15 protein-coding genes are annotated in these 20,094 nt (G+C 62.5%); 5 read left to right on the top strand and 10 right to left on the bottom strand.

Features of this window, described 5'->3' with window-relative positions:
* Nucleotides 1–109: 109 nt before the first annotated feature.
* The 7 genes from WS57_RS03610 to WS57_RS03580 all read right to left on the bottom strand — a co-directional run bounded on the left by WS57_RS03610 (nt 110) and on the right by WS57_RS03580 (nt 9,890).
* A complete protein-coding gene (locus WS57_RS03610) occupies nt 110–1,060 on the bottom strand; it encodes an alpha/beta hydrolase (RefSeq protein ID WP_006498935.1) in 951 nt (316 codons plus the stop codon).
* Between the two features lie 32 nt (nt 1,061–1,092).
* Complete coding sequence (locus WS57_RS03605) at nt 1,093–2,583, bottom strand: flavin-containing monooxygenase (protein WP_059518801.1); 1,491 nt, start codon at nt 2,581–2,583, stop codon at nt 1,093–1,095.
* A gap of 331 nt (nt 2,584–2,914) precedes the next feature.
* The gene (locus tag WS57_RS03600; protein WP_059518803.1) at nt 2,915–4,534 is read right to left on the bottom strand and encodes an AMP-binding protein; all 1,620 of its coding nucleotides are present in this window, start codon (nt 4,532–4,534) and stop codon (nt 2,915–2,917) included.
* A 166-nt stretch (nt 4,535–4,700) separates the two neighbouring features.
* Nucleotides 4,701–5,684 (bottom strand): alpha/beta hydrolase, encoded by a 984-nt coding sequence (locus tag WS57_RS03595; protein WP_059518805.1) that lies wholly within the window; start codon nt 5,682–5,684, stop codon nt 4,701–4,703.
* Nucleotides 5,685–5,696: 12 nt separating this feature from the next.
* Complete coding sequence (locus WS57_RS03590; protein WP_081056887.1) at nt 5,697–7,160, bottom strand: flavin-containing monooxygenase; 1,464 nt, start codon at nt 7,158–7,160, stop codon at nt 5,697–5,699.
* A 52-nt stretch (nt 7,161–7,212) separates the two neighbouring features.
* Nucleotides 7,213–8,379 carry an iron-containing alcohol dehydrogenase gene (locus WS57_RS03585; protein ID WP_059518806.1) on the bottom strand — a complete coding sequence of 389 codons (1,167 nt, stop codon included), beginning with the start codon at nt 8,377–8,379 and terminating at the stop codon, nt 7,213–7,215.
* A gap of 29 nt (nt 8,380–8,408) precedes the next feature.
* A complete protein-coding gene (locus WS57_RS03580) occupies nt 8,409–9,890 on the bottom strand; it encodes an NAD-dependent succinate-semialdehyde dehydrogenase (RefSeq protein WP_059518807.1) in 1,482 nt (493 codons plus the stop codon).
* Nucleotides 9,891–10,331: 441 nt separating this feature from the next.
* On the opposite strand from WS57_RS03580, the gene WS57_RS03575 reads away from it, so the two are divergent.
* From WS57_RS03575 to WS57_RS03555, 5 genes are all read left to right on the top strand, one after another.
* The gene (locus tag WS57_RS03575; protein WP_058903341.1) at nt 10,332–11,495 is read left to right on the top strand and encodes an efflux RND transporter periplasmic adaptor subunit; all 1,164 of its coding nucleotides are present in this window, start codon (nt 10,332–10,334) and stop codon (nt 11,493–11,495) included.
* 19 nt (nt 11,496–11,514) lie between these two features.
* Nucleotides 11,515–14,658, top strand: a complete 3,144-nt coding sequence (locus WS57_RS03570; RefSeq protein ID WP_059518808.1) for an efflux RND transporter permease subunit — start codon at nt 11,515–11,517, stop codon at nt 14,656–14,658.
* Between the two features lie 4 nt (nt 14,659–14,662).
* The gene (locus WS57_RS03565; protein WP_059518809.1) at nt 14,663–16,105 is read left to right on the top strand and encodes an efflux transporter outer membrane subunit; all 1,443 of its coding nucleotides are present in this window, start codon (nt 14,663–14,665) and stop codon (nt 16,103–16,105) included.
* Between the two features lie 112 nt (nt 16,106–16,217).
* Nucleotides 16,218–16,907 (top strand): response regulator, encoded by a 690-nt coding sequence (locus tag WS57_RS03560; RefSeq protein ID WP_006498920.1) that lies wholly within the window; start codon nt 16,218–16,220, stop codon nt 16,905–16,907.
* Nucleotides 16,908–17,162 (top strand): hypothetical protein, encoded by a 255-nt coding sequence (locus tag WS57_RS03555; RefSeq protein ID WP_059518810.1) that lies wholly within the window; start codon nt 16,908–16,910, stop codon nt 17,160–17,162.
* 32 nt (nt 17,163–17,194) lie between these two features.
* On the opposite strand, the gene WS57_RS03550 is transcribed toward WS57_RS03555, so the two are convergent.
* The 3 genes from WS57_RS03550 to WS57_RS03540 form a co-directional block, all read right to left on the bottom strand.
* Nucleotides 17,195–18,265 (bottom strand): phytoene/squalene synthase family protein, encoded by a 1,071-nt coding sequence (locus tag WS57_RS03550; RefSeq protein ID WP_059518811.1) that lies wholly within the window; start codon nt 18,263–18,265, stop codon nt 17,195–17,197.
* Nucleotides 18,266–18,532: 267 nt separating this feature from the next.
* Nucleotides 18,533–19,078: a TetR/AcrR family transcriptional regulator gene (locus tag WS57_RS03545; protein WP_230945490.1), complete on the bottom strand. Its 546-nt coding sequence runs from the start codon at nt 19,076–19,078 to the stop codon at nt 18,533–18,535.
* Between the two features lie 494 nt (nt 19,079–19,572).
* Nucleotides 19,573–20,028 carry a hypothetical protein gene (locus WS57_RS03540; protein WP_059518813.1) on the bottom strand — a complete coding sequence of 152 codons (456 nt, stop codon included), beginning with the start codon at nt 20,026–20,028 and terminating at the stop codon, nt 19,573–19,575.
* Nucleotides 20,029–20,094 lie beyond the last annotated feature (66 nt).

The following is a 20,094-nucleotide window of genomic DNA, read 5'->3' as shown; positions in this document are numbered from 1 at the left end:
CGTCATGCATCAGCACTGTGGCCGCATCGGCAACGCTGGAGATCGTCCATCGGGCCGCATGCAGCCACTCAATGGCGCAACGCACGATCAAGTCGCAATCGCCGACGTGTCAATGGTGCTGCGCGCTCTCGAGGATCCTGCGAAAGCTTGCGACGCCCTTCTCGATCCATGCCCGAGCGCCAGGCGAGATCGCGCCCATGTCGTAGAAGCCGTGCAGCATGCCATCGCACCGGATCGTCTCGACCTTGACTCCACTTGCGTGAAGCAGGCGACCGTATGCCTCGCCCTCGTCGCGCAGGGGATCGTATTCCGCGGTCACGATGACGGCCGGCGGCAACCCTGCGAAGTCCTTCGCATGGATCGGCGCCAGTCGCACATCCTCCGGGTTCGTGCCGTCGGGAACGTAATGCCCTTCAAACCACGCAATCGACTCGAGGTCGAGCAGATAGCCTTCACCGTTTTCCTTGAAGGACGGAAAGCCTGAACGGTCCTGTGCCACCGCGGGATAGATCAGGAGCTGCGCCGCAAGCGAAATTCCCTCGGCATGCAATTGCTGGGTCACGACGGCCGCAAGATTGCCGCCTGCGCTATCCCCGGCCACCGCCACGACGTCGTTTCCGCCCAATTCGCCTGCGTTGGCGATCACCCATTTGGTCGCGGCAACCGCGTCGTCCGCCGCGGCCGGAAACCGGTGTTCGGGCGCCAATCGGTAGTCCACCGAGACCACCACCGCATTCGCGCCGCGCGCCAGTTCCCGGCAAATGTTGTCGTGAGTGTCCAGATCGCCAATGACGAACCCGCCGCCGTGGAGAAAAACGACCGTCGCCAGACGCGTGTCCGCGCTCGGACGATAGCTCCGCGCCCGCAGCGATCCAGACGCGCCGGGGATGGTCAGGTCTTCCACGCTGTGGAGATCGACAATGGTCTCCGGCGCACGAACGGCCTGAGCCAGATGCAGCATCAGTCCACGCGCTTCTTCAGGCGTTGACTGCGGCAACGGTTTCGCGCCGGACCCGGCCAAGGATTCGAGAAAACCAGCGAGATGCAAATCGAGTGCCATAACATCACCTTGTAATCGAACGTTGCATGGGATCAGCGGTACTCCAGGACTTCGGCATCGGGGCTCAACTCCGGAATGGTCTTGCGCTCCTCCTCGTACTCGAAGTGGTGCTGCCACGGCATGCGATCGCCCCGCATGTGCATCTGGTGTTGCGACCGCATGACGTATCCCGCATTGAAATTGTTCGGGTCCGTCCAGGGCAGCCGCTGCATGTCGGCGTCCTCGGCTCTCAGGCGCGGTTCCACCGTCTTCGCACCGACCTTTTCCATATGCGCAAGGACCCGACAGGTGAATTCGCACACGAGATCGGCGCGGAGCGTCCAGCTCGAACGGTAGTAGCCATAGATGAATGCCATGTTCGGGATACCCTCGATCATCAGCCCTCGATACGAGACCCGCTTGGTCATGTCGACCGGATCTCCATCGATCTGAAAGGCGATCTGGCCGAACGCACTCATGTCGAAGCCGGTCGCCGTCACGACGATATCCGCCTGCAGGTGCTCGCCCGACGCCAGCGTGATACCGGTTTCGTCGAACGATTCGATGGTGTCCGTCACGACGGACGCTTTCCCGTCACGGATCGCCGCGAAGAGATCCCCCTCCGGGACCGCAGCCACGCGCTGCTGCCACGGGCGATAGCTGGGATTGAAGTGCTTGTCGACGTCGAAGCCTTCCGGCAGTTGTTGCCGGATCTCGTTGATCAGCCAGTCGCGAACCGCGTCCGGGTTCGCCGAGGACAGATTGATCAGGTCGAACGTCTGCTTCAGGTGTGCCCGCCGCAGAATCTCTGCGCGCCATTCTTCGGGAAGGTTCAGTTCGCGAAGGGTGGTGTCCAGCTGATGCGTCCACGGAACCGACGTGAAGAACGTCGGCGACCGTTGAAGCATCGTCACATGCGCCGCGGTTCCGGCGAGCGCCGGGATCAGCGTCGCTGCCGTCGCGCCCGAGCCGATCACGATCACCCGCTTTCCGGCATAGTCCAGATCTTTCGGCCAGTGCTGCGGATGAACGACCGTTCCCTTGTAGCGATCAAACCCGTTCCACTTCGGGGTGAAACCCTGACGATGGTCGTAGTACCCCGCCCCCAACCACAGGAAGTCGGTGGTCATCGAAAAGCGTTCGCCCGTATCGCCACGCGATACCTCGACCGTCCAGCGCTTGTGTTCGTTCGACCAGTTCACCGTTTGAACACGATGCCCGTAGCGGATCTTCGAATCGAGCCCGTATTCCTTGATGACCTCGCCCAGATAGCTGTGAATCTCCTCCGCCGTGGCGATCGAGCGCCCCTGCCACGGACGGAATCCGAACGCATACGTGTACAGATCGCTGTCGGAACGTGCGCCGGGGTAGCGGTGGGTCCACCAGGTACCGCCGAATCCGTCCATGGCCTCCAGAATGGCCAACGAACGCCCTGGCAGATTCATGCGGAGATGGCAAGCGGCGTCAATCCCCGATATTCCGGCCCCGACAATTAGTACTTCTACGTGCTCAGGCGAGCGCGAAGTTGTTTGTTTCTCAGTCATGAGATGCCTCCGATGACCAGTTATTGAAGATTTTCGTCAGGCCGCAAGACCATATCGACTGACTTAGTCATTTGACTATCTATATTTGAGACGCTAAACCGTGCTGGTAGCGATAACCCGTGAGACTCGAGGAAGATCATCTACATCCCGCCCGACATGCAAGCAGGTCATTGCAATACGACCCCAGTTCGAGCGGTCATCCCGAATATGATCAAATGACCAAGTCCAATGACTCCCAGTCTTATGCAGCCGAAGGACAATTTGAATCAGGGCTTTCCATTACACGGTCGGTTGAGAAGGAGTCTTCGCGAAGCGCCCTCCGCCGGCGATGTCAAGTCCTTTCCGCCCGCAACTCTCGCCGAAGGATCTTCCCTACGTTGCTCTTGGGCAGGCTGTCGCGAAACTCGATGCTTTTCGGACGCTTGTAGCCCGTCAGTTGATCTTTGCAGAAGGCCATCAGGTCTTCGACCGTCAGCTCCGGCGCTTTCCTGACCACGAACAGCTTGACCGCCTCTCCAGAGTGCTCGTCGGGTACGCCGATCGCCGCGACCTCGTATACGCCGGGGTGTTTGGCCACGACCTCTTCGATCTCGTTCGGGTAGACGTTGAAGCCGGACACGAGGATCATGTCCTTCTTGCGGTCGACGATTCGTACGAAGCCGTCCGCGGAGATCGATGCAATGTCGCCCGATCGGAAGAAGCCGTCCGCGGTCATCACTTTCGAGGTTTCGTCCGGTCGCCGCCAGTAACCCGCCATCACCTGGGGACCGCGGATGCACAGCTCGCCGGCTTGTCCCGGCGGCAGTTCCTTGCCGTCGTCGTCCCGGATCGACACTTCGGTGGAAGGCAATGGCAGGCCGATCGTGCCATTGAACTCGTGACGGTCAACGGGGTTGACCGTCACGCACGGCGATGTCTCGGACAGTCCATATCCCTCGATGATCGGTGCGCCGGTCATCTCTTTCCAGCGCTTTGCGACAGCTTCCTGAGTAGCCATCCCGCCGCCGTTGGCCAGCAGCAGATTGGAGAAGTCGAGGCGCAGGAAATCGGGATGGTGAAGCATCGCGTTATACAGTGTGTTCACGCCCGGAAAGCTTGTGATCTTGTATCCGGCGAGCGACGCGATCATCCCGCCGATGTCACGCGGGTTCGGAACCAGTACGCACATCCCGCCCGTATGCATCGTCAGCAGGCAGCAGACGTTGAGCGCAAAGATGTGATAGATCGGAAGGGCTGCCACCGTGATGAACTGCTTCACGTCGGGACGCCAACTTCGAGCGGGCTTGAGCCAGATGTCCGTCTGCAATACATTCGCGACGATGTTCCGATGCAACAGTGTCGCCCCTTTGGACACGCCGGTCGTCCCCCCCGTATATTGAAGAAACGCAATGTCATCCGGCGACGGGCAGACCGGCGCGAATGTGCTCCGGCCGCCCTCTGCAATCGCGTCGTCAAACGCCGTGTGCGCGTTCGGGATCGCCGCGATGGACGCGCCGTCCTGCGTGGCAATCAGGACATGCTTCACCTGCGTGTGCGCAATGATGGCGTCCAGCGTTGCAGCACAACTGTCGAGTATGACGATCGCCTCGGCACCGCTGTCTTTCAACTGATGTTCCAGCTCACGCGGGGTATAAAGCGGGTTGACGTTGACGACAACGTAGCCGGCGCGCAGGACTGCACAGATCGAGATCGGGTACGGCAACACATTCGGCATCATGATCGCAACGCGCGCACCGCGCTCGAGCCCCCGCGATTGCAGCCACGCGGCCAGCGAGCGCGACATCACGTCGAGTTCACCATACGTCATCAGCGTGCCGTTACACGCAAACGCGGGACGTTCCTGAAACTGGGCGAAGCTTGCCTCGATTAGCTCGCTGACGGATCGATACGCGCTCCAGTCGATCTCTGCCGGCACCTCTGGCGGATAGGAAGCAAGCCAGATCTTTTCCATACCCAATCTCCTCTGTCCTGTTTGAATAATCGTGCAACGCCCGTCGCCTCATCACGATCGCCGCAAGCTCGATGACCTCGCCCGACGCGAGAACGCTGTCCGGCCTACTCGTCGCAAACGGTGTCGCACGGACGGCGAGGCGCCAGGTCGCGCGAAGGTCGAAGCGTCAGATATTGACGCCATGTTTTTCGGCAAGCCGCCGAACGAAGGAAGCGGCTCGCTCCAGCAGATATCTCGCGGTCGCGATATTGCGGGCTGCGGTAACGATGCCGTGATGATGCCCGGGCAGATGGTGATGCTCGACTTTGCTGCCGGCGCGTGCCGCGCACGACGCGTAGGCAACGCCCTCGTCACATAGCGGATCAAGCCCGACCGTTGCGATGAACATCGGCGGCTGCCGCCGGCCCTCCGCATGCAGCAGCGGAGACAGGCGCGGAAGGTCGAGCGGCGTGCCGGCCGGCACGTAGTGATCGCGGAACCAGTGCATCGATTCGGCCACGAGCGGAAATCCGCCTTCAATACGTCGATACGAAGGCAGCGACGCCGTCAGGTCCGTCACCGGATAAAACAGGATTTGTCCAACGATCGAGGTCGCTAACGCCGACGCCGCATTAGCGATGATCGTCGCCATGTTGCCGCCAGCGCTGTCGCCTGCCAGCACCACGCGAGATGCGTCGATGGAGAGCGCTGAGGCATGGGCAACCAGATAGTCCAATGCCCGCTCACAGTCCTCGAGCGGGACCGGCCACCGATGTTCCGGCGATCGCCGGTACTCTACCGAAGCGACCGGGCACCCGCTATGACGTGCGAGATGACGGCAAATGCCGTCATGCGTGTCCACACTCCCGATAACCCAGCCGCCTCCGTGAATGAAGACGACCAGCGGATTGCCGACGACAGCTTCCACATTGCTTGTGCGATAGAGCCGTACCCGAATGCTGCCGCCTGTTACGGGAACAGCTATGTCGTCGTGGACAACAGCGTCGTCAGCGGCGATGCCGTTCAGTTCGCACGCACGCACGAAGTTCATGCGGGACTGATCCACGGAAAGACTGCCGTAGTGCAGTCCGCCCAGTTCGCGGAACGCCCGTACGGCGTCCCGGGCATCGTCAGCCACTTCCGTCAGCGGTAACCAGAGCTCCGATGTCATGCGCATCTCCGCTCAGCGCGTACCGAATACGCTTTGATCCCATCGCGTGACGGCACGATATTCATCGACCGTTCCCGGCCAGTTGTTGATCACTTTCCCCTGCGCGTTCTTGTACCAGCTCGAGCAGCCGGCGGAAAACGCCGAGCCGGCCATCGCTGCCTGCAGCTTGCTGTTGTATTCGTCGAACACCGTCCTGTCGACGTCCACTGCGTCGACACCCGCGGCCGCCATGCCTCCGATCGCATCGATGATGTAGTTCTGCTGGATCTCGAGCATCGACACGATCGAGTTGTGGTTCAGGTTCGTGTTCGGCCCGTACAGCATGAACATGTTGGGAAAGCCCGGCACCGTGATGCCCAGATAGGCTTCCGGGCCGTGTTCCCACGCCTGCGCCAGCGTGCCATTCGTCCCGCGGACCTGCAGACTGCCCTGGAATGCCTGGCTTTCGAATCCGGTTCCGAACACGACCACGTCGAACGGCAGAACACGGCCGTCACGGGTCTCGATGCCGTCTTCGACGAATGCCTCTACGCCTGCCGTTTCCAGCGAGACGTTGTCACGCATGAGCGCCGGATAGTAATCGTCCGAACGCAAAATCCGCTTGCACGCGTATTCGTAGTCCGGCGTCAGCTTCTCGCGCAGTACCGGGTCGGGCACCTGCCGATGAAGATGGGCCAACGCCAGACTCTTGCCTTCCATTTGCGCATTGGATCCGATCCGCGTGCGCTCGAACCCCGATTCGCGGAAGGCGTGTAGCGATTTCCGGCTTTCCTCGAAGAGATGAGGTTCTTCCTCGTACAGATCGAGCTGCTCCTTCGGAAAGATGATCTGGTTGCGCGGCATGATCCAGTTTGCGCTGCGCTGGAACACCGTAAGTTGCGCAACCTTGGGCGCGATGGCCGGCACGTATTGCACGGCGCTTGCGGCATTGCCGATGCTCGCCACACGCTTGGCGCTCAGATCAACATCGTGCCGCCACTCCGCGGAGTGGAAGTAATCCCCCTTGAAGCTTTCCAGGCCGCGAACCGCGGGAATCATCGGCCGGTTCAATTGTCCCCACGCCGGCACAAAGAAGCGGGCGGTCAGCCGCGAACCGTCGCTCAGCTCGAACCGCCAGAGGCGTGCAACCGCATCCCATTCCGCGCTGCGAATCTCGCGATTGAACCGGAGGTGTTCTGCCAGGCCGAACCGCGTGGCAAGCGATTTCAGGTAATTGAGCAGTTCATTTCTTCCCGCATACATCGCGCTGACGCGCAAGTGCGGATGGAAGCTGTAGCAATACAGGTGCGATTCGGTATCGCATGCTGCGCCGGGATACGAATTGTCGAGCCAGACACCGCCAAGCTCCGGACGCTTCTCGAGCACAACGAAGTCGTCGATACCCGCGATTTTCATGCGGGCCGCCATCCCGAGGCCGCCGAAGCCGGCACCCAGAATGACGACCTCGTGATGCTCAATCCTTTCTACAGTATTCACGGTGCACTCTCTCTATTAACGTTACGGCGACAACGGATTGGCCTGCGTCGGTTCAATAGGCCTGTTCATACAGGCGCAAGGCATCGGCATCCGTAACAACGACCGGATTGTTCTGCAGCAGGCGCTGCTGCTTCATGGAATCTGCCGCCAGTGTCGCCAGACTCGAACGCGTGACGCCTACGTCGCGCAGGCGTCGCGGTGCGCCGGATCGTTCCATCAGGTCATCCAGGAATCCGATGAATGCGGCGGTGCGCGCGTGGACGTCGCCCTCTCCGCCCGCTCCTACGAGGTCTGCCAGTTCCGAATATTGCTGAGCAGCCGCTTCGGCGTTGAAACGCAGTACGGGGGCGAGCATCAATGCGTTGGACAAACCGTGCGGGATGTGAAAATGGCCGCCCAACGGATAAGCCAGTGCATGGACCGCGGCCACCGGAGCATTGGCGAACGCTTGGCCCGCCAGGGTTGCGCCCAGGAGCATGGCCTCCCGCGCGCGCTGATCTTTCCCATTCTCGCAAGCGGGGATCAGGTTGCTTGCCAGCAGACGCAGTGCTTCACGTGCAAGCGCATCGGAAATGGCATTCTTCTTGTGCTTGCTGGTATAAGCCTCGATGGCGTGAACCATCGCGTCGATGCCGGTTGCAGCCGTATGACTGCGTGGCAGGCCGACGGTCAGTTCGGCGTCCAAGATCACTTTGTCGGCGTACAGCTGACGGGAGACGATTCCCATTTTGTTCGTTTCGCCTACCGAAACGATGGAAATATTCGTGACTTCCGATCCAGTGCCGGCAGTCGTCGGGATCTGCACCAATGGCAGGCGCTCGCCCTGAACGTTGCCAATGCCGTACATGTCCGCGAGCGACTGCTGCGACACGGTCAGAATGGCGGCCAGTTTCGCAATGTCCATCGACGAGCCGCCACCCAGGCCGATGACGACGTCTGCCTCGGCACTGCGGGCGAACGCTACGCAACGCGATACCACGCTCTCCGGCGGATCGGCCACGACCTCGTCGAAAACAGCCGCACGGAATCCCGAGGCTGCCAGCGATGCTTTCGCCGGCTCCAGTACGCCGGCCTTGTGCAGCCCTGCGTCAGTAACGATCAGCACATTCCGGCGATCCGTCCATCGCGCCATCACTTCGCCCAGGCGGCGCGCACTGCCCCACTCCTGGAGGATCGACGGAACGGTTTCGAAGAGCAGCGACCGCGGGGACATTTCCATTGACGTTTCCTTCATGCCGACATTTGCAGTTAGATCTGGGTACACATGTACTTGATTTCCAGATATTCCTCGATCCCGTAACGGGAGCCCTCGCGGCCGAGGCCGGACTGCTTCACCCCACCGAACGGCGCGACCTCGTTGGAAATCACCCCGGTATTCAGGCCAACCATGCCGTACTCGAGCGCCTCGCCTACCTGCCAGATGCGGCCGTGGTCGCGTGTATAGAGATAGGCTGCCAGGCCATACTCGGTGTCGTTGGCCATCGCAATCGCCTCCGCCTCATCCTCGAAGCGGAACACCGGACCGACGGGCCCGAAGAGTTCCTCGCGCGCCAAACGCATGGCCGGCGTCGCATCCGTGATGACGGTCGGCTCGAAAAACGTCCCACCGAGCGGATGGCGTTTCCCGCCAGTGACGATTCGTGCGCCCTTGCTTACCGCATCGTCGACGAGTTCGTCCAGGTGATCGCAGGCGGACTGCTGGATCAGCGGCCCCTGCTGCACGCCCGGCTCCGTTCCGCTTCCTACCTTGAGCGCCTGGACTCGCCGGGCGAGCGCATCGACGAAGCGGTCGTGAATGCCAGCCTGCACGAGAAAGCGATTGGCGCACACACAAGTCTGGCCGCTATTTCGGTACTTCGATGCCATCGCGCCTTCAATCGCTGCGTCGAGGTCCGCATCGTCGAACACGATGAAAGGTGCATTGCCGCCGAGTTCGAGAGAAAGCCGCTTGATCGTCGCCGACGATTGGCTCATGAGCACCCGCCCCACTTCGGTCGAACCGGTAAACGAAAGCTTGCGCACAATGGGGCTGGCCGTGAGGACCGCGCCGATCTCGCGCGACGGGCCACACACCACTTGAAGGACACCGGCGGGAATACCCGCTCGCTCGGCGAGCACGGCAAGCGCAAGCGCCGTCAATGGCGTGAGGTCCGCCGGGCGCACGATGATGGAACAGCCGGCAGCCAGCGCCGGCGCCACCTTGCGAGTAATCATCGCGGCGGGAAAATTCCACGGCGTGATCGCGGCACAGACGCCGATTGGCTGACGAATGACGCAGATGCGCTTGTCGGATTGCGGGTGGGGAATGACGTCGCCATATACCCGCTTCGCTTCTTCGGCAAACCACTCCACGAAAGAAGCGGCATACATGATTTCGCCGCGCGCCTCGGCGAGCGGCTTGCCCTGCTCCGACGTCATGATGAAGGCAAGGTCGTCCGCATGCTCGACGATCAGGTCATACCATGCGCGCAGTATCCTTGCGCGCTCGTGGCTGGTTCGTGTGCGCCATGCTTCTTGTGCCGCAGCCGACGCCGCAATGGCCTTCTCCACCTCTGCAGCACCGAGACTCGTCACGCGCGCCAGGACTTCACCCGTAGCCGGATTCGTGACCGGAAACGAACGACCCTCCTCGCCTTTTTCCCATCCCGAGGCAAGCCAGACCCGCGTCTCCAGCAAGGAGGCGTCACGCAGTCGGGCGCTCAGCGCCGAAGATACAGTCGTTTGATTCATCCTTTCGTGCTCTGTCTGGTGAAAATTGAATGGATAACAGTCCGAAGTCCCGATGGCGCTAGACGCCCGCTTCGTGATCCGCATGGGTGATCTGTCGTGCATGCAGCGACATCCGCCCCCAATACTCGGTCTTGCCCGACCACGCCCGGCTTCCTTGTCGACGAAGCATCGTTCTGTCGTCACATGCAAAAACCACTTCCTTCTGTCCAGCCTTTCCCGGCCTCCGTCGAACACCGCGCCGCAGGTGATGGCCCATCCCTGAAAACGCGACCTCCTGTTTTGGGATAGATTACGCGCCCTTGGTCAATTGACATGGTCATTTGACCATATTGGGAAATTTGCAGCAACTTAGTAGTTGCACGGGGCTGCGGCACCGGAACCGTTTATGCCATCCTCGAACACAGAATGCGGGCCATGGGTCCTGCGTCTCAAGGAGTCCACATGAAAAATCACAAACGATGCTGCTACAGCGCCGTCGGCGCGCTGGTGACGGCGGCGATACTGGCGGGTTGCGGGCAATCCGAACAGCAAGCCGCTGCACCCGCTACTCCGGTTGCGGCAATGACCCTGGCGACCTCGCGTCTCGACCTGACCGAAGACCTGCCCGGCCGTGTCGCAGCCGTCCGGATCGCCGAGATCCGGCCGCAGGTGAGCGGCATCGTCCAACGACGGTTGTTCGAACAGGGCACGGAGGTGCGCGCCGGCCAGCCGCTGTTCCAGATCAATCCGGCACCGTTCAAGGCCGACATGGACACGGCCGCGGCGTCTCTGCAACGCGCGCAAGCCGCGCTCGAACGGGCCAAGGTCCAGACCACACGACTCAAGCCGCTCGTCGAAGCCGACGCAATCAGCCGTCAGGTCTATGACGACTCGGTGTCCCAACGCGACCAGGCTGCCGCCGACGTCGCGCAAGCTCGCGCGACACTCGCACGTCGCCAACTCGACCTGAAGTTCGCGACCGTCGAGGCACCGATCGCCGGCCGCATCGATCAGGCCCTCGTGACCGAAGGCGCACTGGTGGCAAGCACCGACAGCCAGCCGATGGCGCGCATCCAGCAGATCGACCAGGTCTACGTGGACGTGCGCCAGCCGGCCGCCTCGCTCGAAGCGCTGCGCGGCGCGCTCGCGTCGCAGCCGCAAGCGTCGGACAGCAACGGCGTGCCGGTCGACGTTTTGCGCGACGACGATACACGCTACGACGCGCGCGGCCGCATGCTGTTCTCGGGCGTCAACGTCGATCCTGGCACCGGCGACGTGCTGGTGCGCGTGCTGGTCGACAACCCGAAGCGCCAGCTGCTGCCGGGCATGTACGTACGTGCCCGCATCCCGCGTGGGCATTACGACAACGCGTTGATCGTGCCGCAGCAGGCCATCGTCCGCGCGGGCGGCAAGCCGCAGGTATGGGTGCTCGACGCGAAGGGCACGGCGCATCTGAAAGCCGTCGAGGTCGGCGAACTGACGCATCGCAGCTATCGCATCAAGTCGGGGCTACAGGCAGGCCAGAAGATCGTCGTCGAGGGCATGGAACGCCTGACCGACGGTGCGGCGGTAACGGCGACTGCATGGAAGGCGCCTGAAGCGGTCGAGACCGCTTCGTCGCACTGAGTCACGGGAGCATCCAGTCATGTCCCAATTCTTCATCCGCCGCCCGGTCTTCGCGTGGGTGATCGCCCTCTTCATCATCTTGCTGGGCCTGATCGCCATTCCCGAACTGCCGGTTGCGCGCTATCCGTCGGTCGCACCGCCGACCGTCACCATTACCGCCACCTACCCCGGCGCCACGCCGCAGACGATGAGCGACAGCGTGCTGAGCCTCATCGAGCGCGAGCTTTCCGGCGTACGTAACCTTCTGTACTTCGAATCGTCAGCCGATACCTCCGGCCAGGCGCAGATCACCGCGACCTTCAAGCCCGGTACCGATTCGGCAATGGCCCAGGTGGACGTACAGAACAAGCTCAAGTCAGTCGAACCGCGCCTGCCGCCCGTCGTGCGGCAGAACGGCGTGATCGTGCAATCGGCCGCCACCGGCTTCCTGCTGTTCGTCGGCCTCAAGTCAGACAGCGGCCGCTACGACGAAAACGCACTCGCGGACTACATGGCGCGCAACGTCGTCGAAGACTTGCGACGCGTCGAGGGCGTCGGCAAGGTGCAACTGTTCGGTTCGGAACAGGCCATGCGCATCTGGGTCGATCCGCAGAAGCTGATCACCTACGGTCTGTCGATGAACGACCTGACCACTGCCGTCAGCCAGCAAAACGTTCAGATCGCGCCGGGCAGCCTCGGGGCTGCGCCTGCGATGCGGGGCCAGCGCGTGACGGTGCCGCTCACCGCGCAAGGCCAGCTCACGACGCCGGAGCAGTTCGCCAAGATCGTGCTGCGCGCGAACGCGAACGGCTCGAAGGTCGTGCTCGGCGATGTCGCACGGGTCGAACTCGGCCCGCAGGCGTTCACCTTCGTGAACAGCGAGAACGGCAAGCCGGCCACTTTCGCCGGCGTGCAACTGGCGCCGGGCGCCAATGCGGTGAAGACGGCGGAAGCCGTGCGCGAGCAACTGGACATGATCGCCAAAACCATGCCGGCCGGCATGACCTACTCGATCCCGTTCGATACCGCACCGTTCGTGAAGATCTCGATCGAGAAGGTGATTCACACGCTGCTCGAAGCGATGGTGCTCGTGTTCCTCGTGATGTACCTGTTCCTGCAGAACGTGCGCTACACGCTGATCCCGGCGATCGTCGCGCCGGTCGCGATGCTCGGCACGTTCGCGGTGATGCTGATGACCGGTTTCTCGATCAACGTGCTGACGATGTTCGGCATGGTGCTCGCGATCGGCATCATCGTCGACGATGCGATCGTCGTCGTCGAGAACGTCGAACGCCTGATGGTCGAAGAAGGGCTGTCGCCGAAGGATGCAACGATCAAGGCCATGAAGGAGATTACCGGCGCGATCATCGGCATCACGTTGGTGCTGACGGCCGTGTTCCTGCCGATGGCGATGTCGAGCGGCTCGGTCGGTGTGATCTATCAGCAGTTCACATTGTCGATGGCCGTGTCGATCCTGTTCTCCGCACTGCTCGCGCTGACGCTCACGCCGGCCCTGTGCGCAACGATGCTCAAGCCGATCGAGCACGGTCACCATGAGAAACGCGGCTTCTTCGGCTGGTTCAACCGCCGCTTCGATCGCCTGACGGGCTGGTACGAGACGCGCGTCGGCCGCCTGGTCGGCCGCACGGGCCGCGTCATGCTGCTGTTCATCGCGATTTCCGTCGCACTGGTATTCGGCTTCCGCATGCTGCCGTCGTCGTTCCTGCCCGAAGAAGACCAGGGTTACTTCATGACCGGCTTCCTGCTCCCGGCGGATTCGACCGTCGAGCGCACGGGCGACGTGGTCAAGACGCTCGAGAAGCACCTCGCCTCGCGTCCGGCGATCCAGTCGAGCATCTCCATCATCGGCTACGGCTTCTCCGGTCTCGGTTCCAACGCGGCACTGAACTACGCGGTCCTCAAGGACTGGGGCAAGCGGGAAGGTTCGTCCACGATGGAAGAAGCGATGCACGCGCAGGCTGCAATGGGGGGCGTGACCGAAGGTACGGTCATGAGCCTGCTGCCGCCGGCCATTGACGGGCTGGGCACCAGCTCGGGATTCACGATGCGCCTGCAGGATCGTGCCAACCAGGGCTACGCCGCGCTCAAGGCGGCAGAGATGAAGCTGCTCGAACTGGCCGCCCAAAGCAAAATCGTGACGGGGGTCTATCCGGACAGCCTGCCGGCCGGCACAAGCGTGAAGCTGGATATCGACCGCGACAAGGCCGAAGCGCTAGGCGTGTCGTTCACGACCATCAGCGATACGTTGTCGGCCGCGATGGGCTCGACCTATGTGAACGACTTCCCGAACGCGGGCCGCATGCAGCAGGTGATCATCCAGGCCGATGCCCCGGCACGCATGCAGATCGACAACGTGATGAAGCTCTACGTGCGCAACGCGGCCGGCGGCATGGTGCCGTTGTCCGAGGTGGTGCGTCCGGTCTGGTCAGAGACCCCGCTCCAGTTGGTGCGCTTCCAGGGTTATCCGTCCGCACGCATCTCCGGCGGTTCGGCGCCCGGCTACTCCAGCGGCGCGGCGATGGCCGAGATGGAGCGCCTGGCCGCGCAGTTGCCGCCGGGCTTCACGGTGGCGTGGACGGGCCAGTCCCTGCAGGAGCGCGAGTCGGCCTCTCAGGCGCCGATGCTGATGGCGCTGTCGATGATCGTCGTGTTTCTGGTGCTCGCGGCGCTCTACGAGAGCTGGGCGATTCCGCTGTCGGTGATGCTGGTGGTGCCGCTCGGCCTGATCGGCGCACTCGCCGCAGTCCTGCTCCGCGGGCTGCCGAACGACGTGTTCTTCAAGGTCGGGATGATTACGGTGATCGGCTTGTCCGCGAAGAACGCAATCCTGATCGTCGAGTTCGCGAAGCAGTTGCGCGAGGAAGGCAAGGGGCTGATCGAGGCGGCCGTACAGTCGTCGAAGCTACGCCTGCGCCCGATCCTGATGACCTCGCTCGCGTTCGGCCTCGGTGTCGTGCCTTTGATGATCGCAACCGGCGCCAGCGCCGAAACGCAGCACGCGATCGGTACCGGTGTGTTCGGCGGCATGGTCGCCGCCACCGTGCTGGCCATTTTCTTCGTGCCGGTTTTCTTTGTGTTCGTGATGAGCATCCAGGAACGCATCTCGGCATGGCTCGCGTCTGGCAAGAAGCGCGCCAACGTGACCCCCGAACAAGAAGGTTGATGCCATGCGACTACTCATTCTTTCCGCTGCGGTTTCCGCCGCTCTCGCGTTGTCGGCGTGCTCGATGGCGCCGAAGCTGGTCAGGCCCGAGATGCCGGTGCCGACCGCCTATACGACTACTGCCGCGGCTGACCAGCACGCGAACGCAGCCGATCTTGGCTGGCGCACGATGTTTGGCGATCGTCGCCTGCAGCGCCTAATCGAGCTCGCGCTCGAGAACAACCGCGACCTGCGCCTGGCTGCGCTGAACGTCCAGGCCGCCGAAGCGCAGTATGGCATCCAGCGCTCCGCGCGCCTGCCGTCGATCAGTGCCGGCGCGAGCTTCACGCGCCAGCGCACGGCGGCCGACTCGCAATCGAACCCGCCGCTACTCGAAAACACGCAGAACCAGTATGGCGTGAACGTAGGCGTCAGCGCCTTCGAGATCGACCTGTTCGGCCGTGTGAAGTCGCTGTCCGATGCGGCGTTCGCGCGCTACCTCGCGACCGATCACGGCCGTCGCGCCGTGCAGATTGCACTCGTCGGCTCCGTGGCCAACGCGTATTTCGCCGAGCGCCTCGCGCAGGAGCAGCGCGCGCTGTCCGAGCGCACGCTGAACGACTGGCGCCAGTCGCTCGACCTCGCGCGCCGGCTCAAACTCGCGGATCAAGCCAGCGGCGTCGACATCGCGCAGGCCGAAGGCCAGGTCGCGAGCGCCAGCGCCGATCTCGAGGCGCGTTCGCGCGCCGTCGAGCAGGCCAACAATGCGCTGCGGCTGCTGGTCGGTACCGACCTGCCGAAGAACCTGCCCGACCCGCTGTCGCTGGAACGCCAGCCGGTGATGACGCAACTGCCGGCCGGACTGCCGTCGGAATTGCTGTACCGCCGGCCGGACATCCAGCAGGCCGAGCAGAATCTCGTGGCCGCCAACGCCGACATCGGCGCGGCGCGCGCGGCGTTCTTCCCGCGCCTGTCGCTGACCTCGTCGATCGGGTTCCTCAGCCCGGGGCTGGGCAGCCTGTTCGACGGCGGCCAGCGCGTATGGAGCTTCGCGCCGCAGGTCACGCTGCCGATCTTCCAGGGTGGCCGGCTGCGTTCCGAGCTGAATCTCGCGGAAGTGCGCAAGTCCAGCGCGGTCGTCGAGTATGAACGCGCGATCCAGACTGCATTCCGGGAAGTGGCCGACGGCCTCGCCGGACGCGAGACCTTCAGCCGTCAGATCGACGCGCAGGCGCGGGTCGTCAAGAGCGCCGAGCGCCGTACCGACCTCGTCAATCTGCGTTATCGCGCGGGCATCGAGGATAGGCTGGAGCTGCTCGACTCGCAGCGACAGCTGTATGCCGCGCGTCAGACGCTGTTGGACCTGCGCAACGCCGAACTGGACAACGCGGTCGCGCTCTACAAGGCGCTCGGTGGCGGTCTGATCGACACCGAAGTCCCTCCCGCCGACAGCACGGCGAACTCCTGAGCCATGGGCGGTCGGCGATCCGTTCGCGAGGACTGAAAGCATCGCGAAGTCCGGTGGCGCACGTGCTGCGTCGCCGGCCGCCTCTCGATCACGCCCACTTCCAGTGAACCCGATGAACCCTCTGATACTCATTGCCGAAGACGATCCGGAGATCGCGGAAATACTCGACGCCTACCTCGCTCACGACCGCTTCCGTACCTATCGTGTCAGTCACGGGCAGGCCGTGCTCGACGTGCTGCCGATGCTGAAGCCCGACCTGATCCTGCTCGACGTCAGGATGCCGCAGAAGGATGGCTGGGAAGTCCTCCTCGAAGTGCGACGCCGCAGCGACACGCCTATCGTCATCCTCACGGCGCTGGACCGCGAGATCGATCGATTGCAAGGGCTGCGTTTCGGCGCGGACGACTACATCACCAAGCCATTCAATCCAGCCGAGGTGGTCGCGCGCATTCGTGCGATCCTGCGCCGTTTCGAAACGGCCAAGTCGGGACGCGTCATCAAGGTCGGCAAGCTCGAGATCGACACACAAAGCTATCTGACCACGATCCGCACCGACACCGGAGGGACCAGCGTCTCGCTGACGTTGACCGAGTTTCGGCTGCTCGCCCATCTGGCAAGTTCGCCGAATCGCGTGTTCACGCGCAGCGAACTGGTCAGCGCCTGCCTGCCCGACGGCGATGCACTGGAGCGTACCGTCGATAGCCATATCAGTCGGCTACGCAAGAAACTCGAATGCGCTGGTGCGCCCGGGATGCCGGACGTGATGCGCGGCGTGGGCTATCGACTGCTAGGTGTCCAATAAATGCGTGTCGCCGGTCGTGGTTGCGTAGCATGTATATTCGCGCTACTGATCGCTGCAATCGCACTGGGAATCTTGACCGGGTGGTTCGTCGTCTATGGTTTGATCGTCTTGACCGCGTCTTCAGTCATCGATAACCCGATCGCGGTCGTGATCCGGGAAACGCCGGACTATCTGGTCCTTGCCATTCTGCTTCTGGTCGGGCTCGTCTCGACCGTGGTTGAACTTGTCAAACTGGGGCACAAAGCAGGTTCGTAATTCGTTTTGCTCCGCATGCGGTGACGCCGCCGTTAGCAGGCAGCCGGTGCCTTGATCTGAGCCAACGCATCGACGGACGCAATGAGCCGTGCTATCCGTGTCTCAATCGCCACGTTCGAACCGATGATCAACAGCGACAACACCATGATCTGGTAGACGCGCTTTCTCGGTACCTTGGCCGGCGCCGTCGGGTCGAGCCACGCGTCGTGGCCGGCCAATAGCTCGAGCGTCTCGAGGCCGATAAGAATCGGCCACAGGCACGCGAGCCGCAACCGCACGAAGCGACGCGGGATCGCGAGTGTATACAGACACGCATCGCGATACTGGTCGAGCGCTACGCGCAACAGGTCGATCAGGACGCCGCGCGCACGCGTCGACGCACCCGGCTGCATCAGATCGGACACGCCAAGCCCGTGCGCGGCCAGCACGTCGTCCGGCAGGTAGCAACGGCCAATAGGGAGATCCTTCGCGCAGTCGCGCAAAATGTTGGTCATCTGCAGCGCCTTGCCGAACTGGATCCCTTTATCAAACATGTCCTGGAAGTCCCAGCTGCGTGCAGCACATGTGTGCGCGCCCGTCATATCCGTCCAGAACTCTCCGACGCAACCCGCGACCAGGTAGGTGTAGCGATCGAGCATGTCGTACGTCGGCAGTGAAGCGACCTGCCCCGACTGTTCGTCCGGAAACGTGCGCAGGTCGAATTCCATGCCGGAAGTGAGCGTTGCGACGACCTTGCGGATCGCCGCGCTGTCGGCATCCGTCTGCGCGCGCAGCAGCGCGAGCATCGGCGGTATCGAGCCGAGCAGCACGTGTTCGTGAGAATCCGTCTGCATCCGCGTCACGTCCTCGAGTGCATGGGACAGTGAGACACCGTCGTCAAGCTGCTCGACGTTCTCGCGCAATTGCGTCAGCAGCGCCACACGGCGGTCCGGGGCGACGAGTGCGGTGTCCGCGATGGTATCGGCCGCGCGCGCGATCAGGTATGCGAGCCCGACCGGTTCGCGCATGCCGTCAGGCAGCACGCACAGCGACAGGTAAAAGGAGCGCGAAACATTCTTGAGGAGATTGCCGAGCAGATCGGCGGAATGGGTATCGGTGGTCATGGGTACGAGAATTCAGCGGAGCCGCGCGCCGGACGCACGTGACATCCGCCCCGCCCCGCGGCCGTCAACGCAAGAGTCCGCAGAGTTTAGTGGATATCGTCCGTGGTCGCGCAAAGACGTTCCTCGGTAGTCCCTGCTTTTTTCCACCGCGTTCTGCGAGAACCGTCGTCAACTCGACGCTCATGGCATGTGTATCGTCGGTCTATCTCAATCGGCATGGTGAACCGATGCCTCGGGAGACCGCATGCATCCGGCGTAGCCGCCACGTTAACGCAGCAACCCCATGGCGATGTTCAGCATGCCGCTCTTGAACTGCTCGGGATGCTCGGTAAGATCCGAGAATTTGGCCAGCACGTGACCATAAGAGACCGTGTTGCTTATTGCATTGACGATCATCGCATGCATAAGCTCAGGATCGCATGGCTTTACCTTGCGAGCCTCTATGGCGTCCTGGAGAAGCGGGACGACTGCGTCGCGATAAGGGCCGATCAACCTGTCGACCAGCAGATCCAATCGCGCACCATGTTCTGTCGTCGCGGTCGCAAAAAACATTCCGACGTCAGGCGTTTCGAACAGGCTGTCGATAAAAAGTATCATGGCTTGCCGGACACGCTCGATCGAGGACATGCGGCTATTGCGCAATTGCTTCGTCGTTTCGATCACGGGTCCCAGCTGTACGGCCAGTTGTTCGACTACCGCAGTCCAGAGCCCTTCTTTCGACCCAAAATGATGTGACATCAACGCCGGATCGACCCCGGCAAGGCCAGCGATCTTCCGCACGCTTGTGGCGGCATAGCCTTGTTTGGCAAACATCTGTCGCGCACATCGCAGAAGCGAATCAAATCCCACATGCGTATCGCCAGACGGACGGCCCCTGGCACGTTTTACCGTTGGTAAATGCTGGGTCGAAGTATCAGAGCACGGCATGTCGGAACGACATCAAGGATAGGAAGCCGGAAGTATACCAACCGTATTCGGCATACCGCACTCGCCGAGCTCAAGAAATTCGATCTGCTCTCGCCCTTTCCGCACACACCGGACGATGCCGATCGGCAGTGCCTCATCTGGCTCTTGCTTGTGCTTCGCGAGTCGACGCCAGTACAGCTCCAGTTGGCTCTCGTGCTCTGCCTCGAAGGAACCGCCCGAGCCGGCGCGGTGAAAGAATGAATCCGGCCGAAGCACTACGTTATGAATAACGCAGCCGACTGCGCAACCTTCACGCGAAGTCGGTCAAACTGCACCGTGTGGCGAGCAAAACGCATATCCCGACTTATCGCATGCGCGCTCGCCGGACGCCATCAATCCGCTCAATAATCGTAGTAAGCCTCGTCATAGCGATGCTTGTTGCGGCGCATCCTGCGCATACTGTCGCGGTCTCGCGCATCGTCGCGGTCCCGTGCGTTACGTCCGAGGTTGCCACCCAGCGCCGCGCCTCCGCCACCGCCGAGCGCCGCACCGAGGAGCCCGCCGTTGCGGCCGCCCATCGCATGACCGGCCGCAGTGCCCGCACCGCCGCCGAGTGCACCGCCAATGATTGCCCCGTCGCGCTCGTTGCGGTCCGCCGCGATCGCGCCACCGGCACCGCCGCCGATCGCACCGCCCACTACCGCGCCAGTGCGGCCACCCAGTGCATCGCCGACGGTGGCACCGGCAATACCGCCGAGTGCACCGCCAAGCGCGTTGTCCCAGCTGTCCGCCGCGGCCGGCAGTGAAATCAGCGCGACCGCGGTAATGATGAATGCGGGGGCGATCTTCTTCAACATGCGAATGCTCTTCCTTGTGCTCAATCTCAAGTCCATGTTTCTTGCGTTGCTGCCCATTCGTTTCGA

It is taken from the genome of Burkholderia pseudomultivorans (assembly GCF_001718415.1).
GTDB classification, from domain to species: Bacteria; Pseudomonadota; Gammaproteobacteria; order Burkholderiales; family Burkholderiaceae; genus Burkholderia; species Burkholderia pseudomultivorans_A.
Note: the sequence above shows the minus strand (reverse complement) of the source record. Positions and strands in the feature narration are given on the sequence as shown.

Excerpts from the sequence above, each read along its gene's own strand:
- WS57_RS03585 (WP_059518806.1), bottom strand. The coding sequence starts at position 8,379 with ATGGAAATGTCCCCGCGGTCGCTGCTCTTCGAAACCGTTCCGTCGATC.
- WS57_RS03555 (WP_059518810.1), top strand. The coding sequence starts at position 16,908 with ATGCGTGTCGCCGGTCGTGGTTGCGTAGCATGTATATTCGCGCTACTG.
- WS57_RS03600 (WP_059518803.1), bottom strand. The coding sequence starts at position 4,534 with ATGGAAAAGATCTGGCTTGCTTCCTATCCGCCAGAGGTGCCGGCAGAG.
- WS57_RS03570 (WP_059518808.1), top strand. The coding sequence starts at position 11,515 with ATGTCCCAATTCTTCATCCGCCGCCCGGTCTTCGCGTGGGTGATCGCC.
- WS57_RS03550 (WP_059518811.1), bottom strand. The coding sequence starts at position 18,265 with ATGACCACCGATACCCATTCCGCCGATCTGCTCGGCAATCTCCTCAAG.
- WS57_RS03595 (WP_059518805.1), bottom strand. The coding sequence starts at position 5,684 with ATGACATCGGAGCTCTGGTTACCGCTGACGGAAGTGGCTGACGATGCC.
- WS57_RS03610 (WP_006498935.1), bottom strand. The coding sequence starts at position 1,060 with ATGGCACTCGATTTGCATCTCGCTGGTTTTCTCGAATCCTTGGCCGGG.
- WS57_RS03540 (WP_059518813.1), bottom strand. The coding sequence starts at position 20,028 with ATGTTGAAGAAGATCGCCCCCGCATTCATCATTACCGCGGTCGCGCTG.
- WS57_RS03560 (WP_006498920.1), top strand. The coding sequence starts at position 16,218 with ATGAACCCTCTGATACTCATTGCCGAAGACGATCCGGAGATCGCGGAA.
- WS57_RS03545 (WP_230945490.1), bottom strand. The coding sequence starts at position 19,078 with ATGTTTGCCAAACAAGGCTATGCCGCCACAAGCGTGCGGAAGATCGCT.
- WS57_RS03580 (WP_059518807.1), bottom strand. The coding sequence starts at position 9,890 with ATGAATCAAACGACTGTATCTTCGGCGCTGAGCGCCCGACTGCGTGAC.
- WS57_RS03565 (WP_059518809.1), top strand. The coding sequence starts at position 14,663 with ATGCGACTACTCATTCTTTCCGCTGCGGTTTCCGCCGCTCTCGCGTTG.
- WS57_RS03575 (WP_058903341.1), top strand. The coding sequence starts at position 10,332 with ATGAAAAATCACAAACGATGCTGCTACAGCGCCGTCGGCGCGCTGGTG.
- WS57_RS03605 (WP_059518801.1), bottom strand. The coding sequence starts at position 2,583 with ATGACTGAGAAACAAACAACTTCGCGCTCGCCTGAGCACGTAGAAGTA.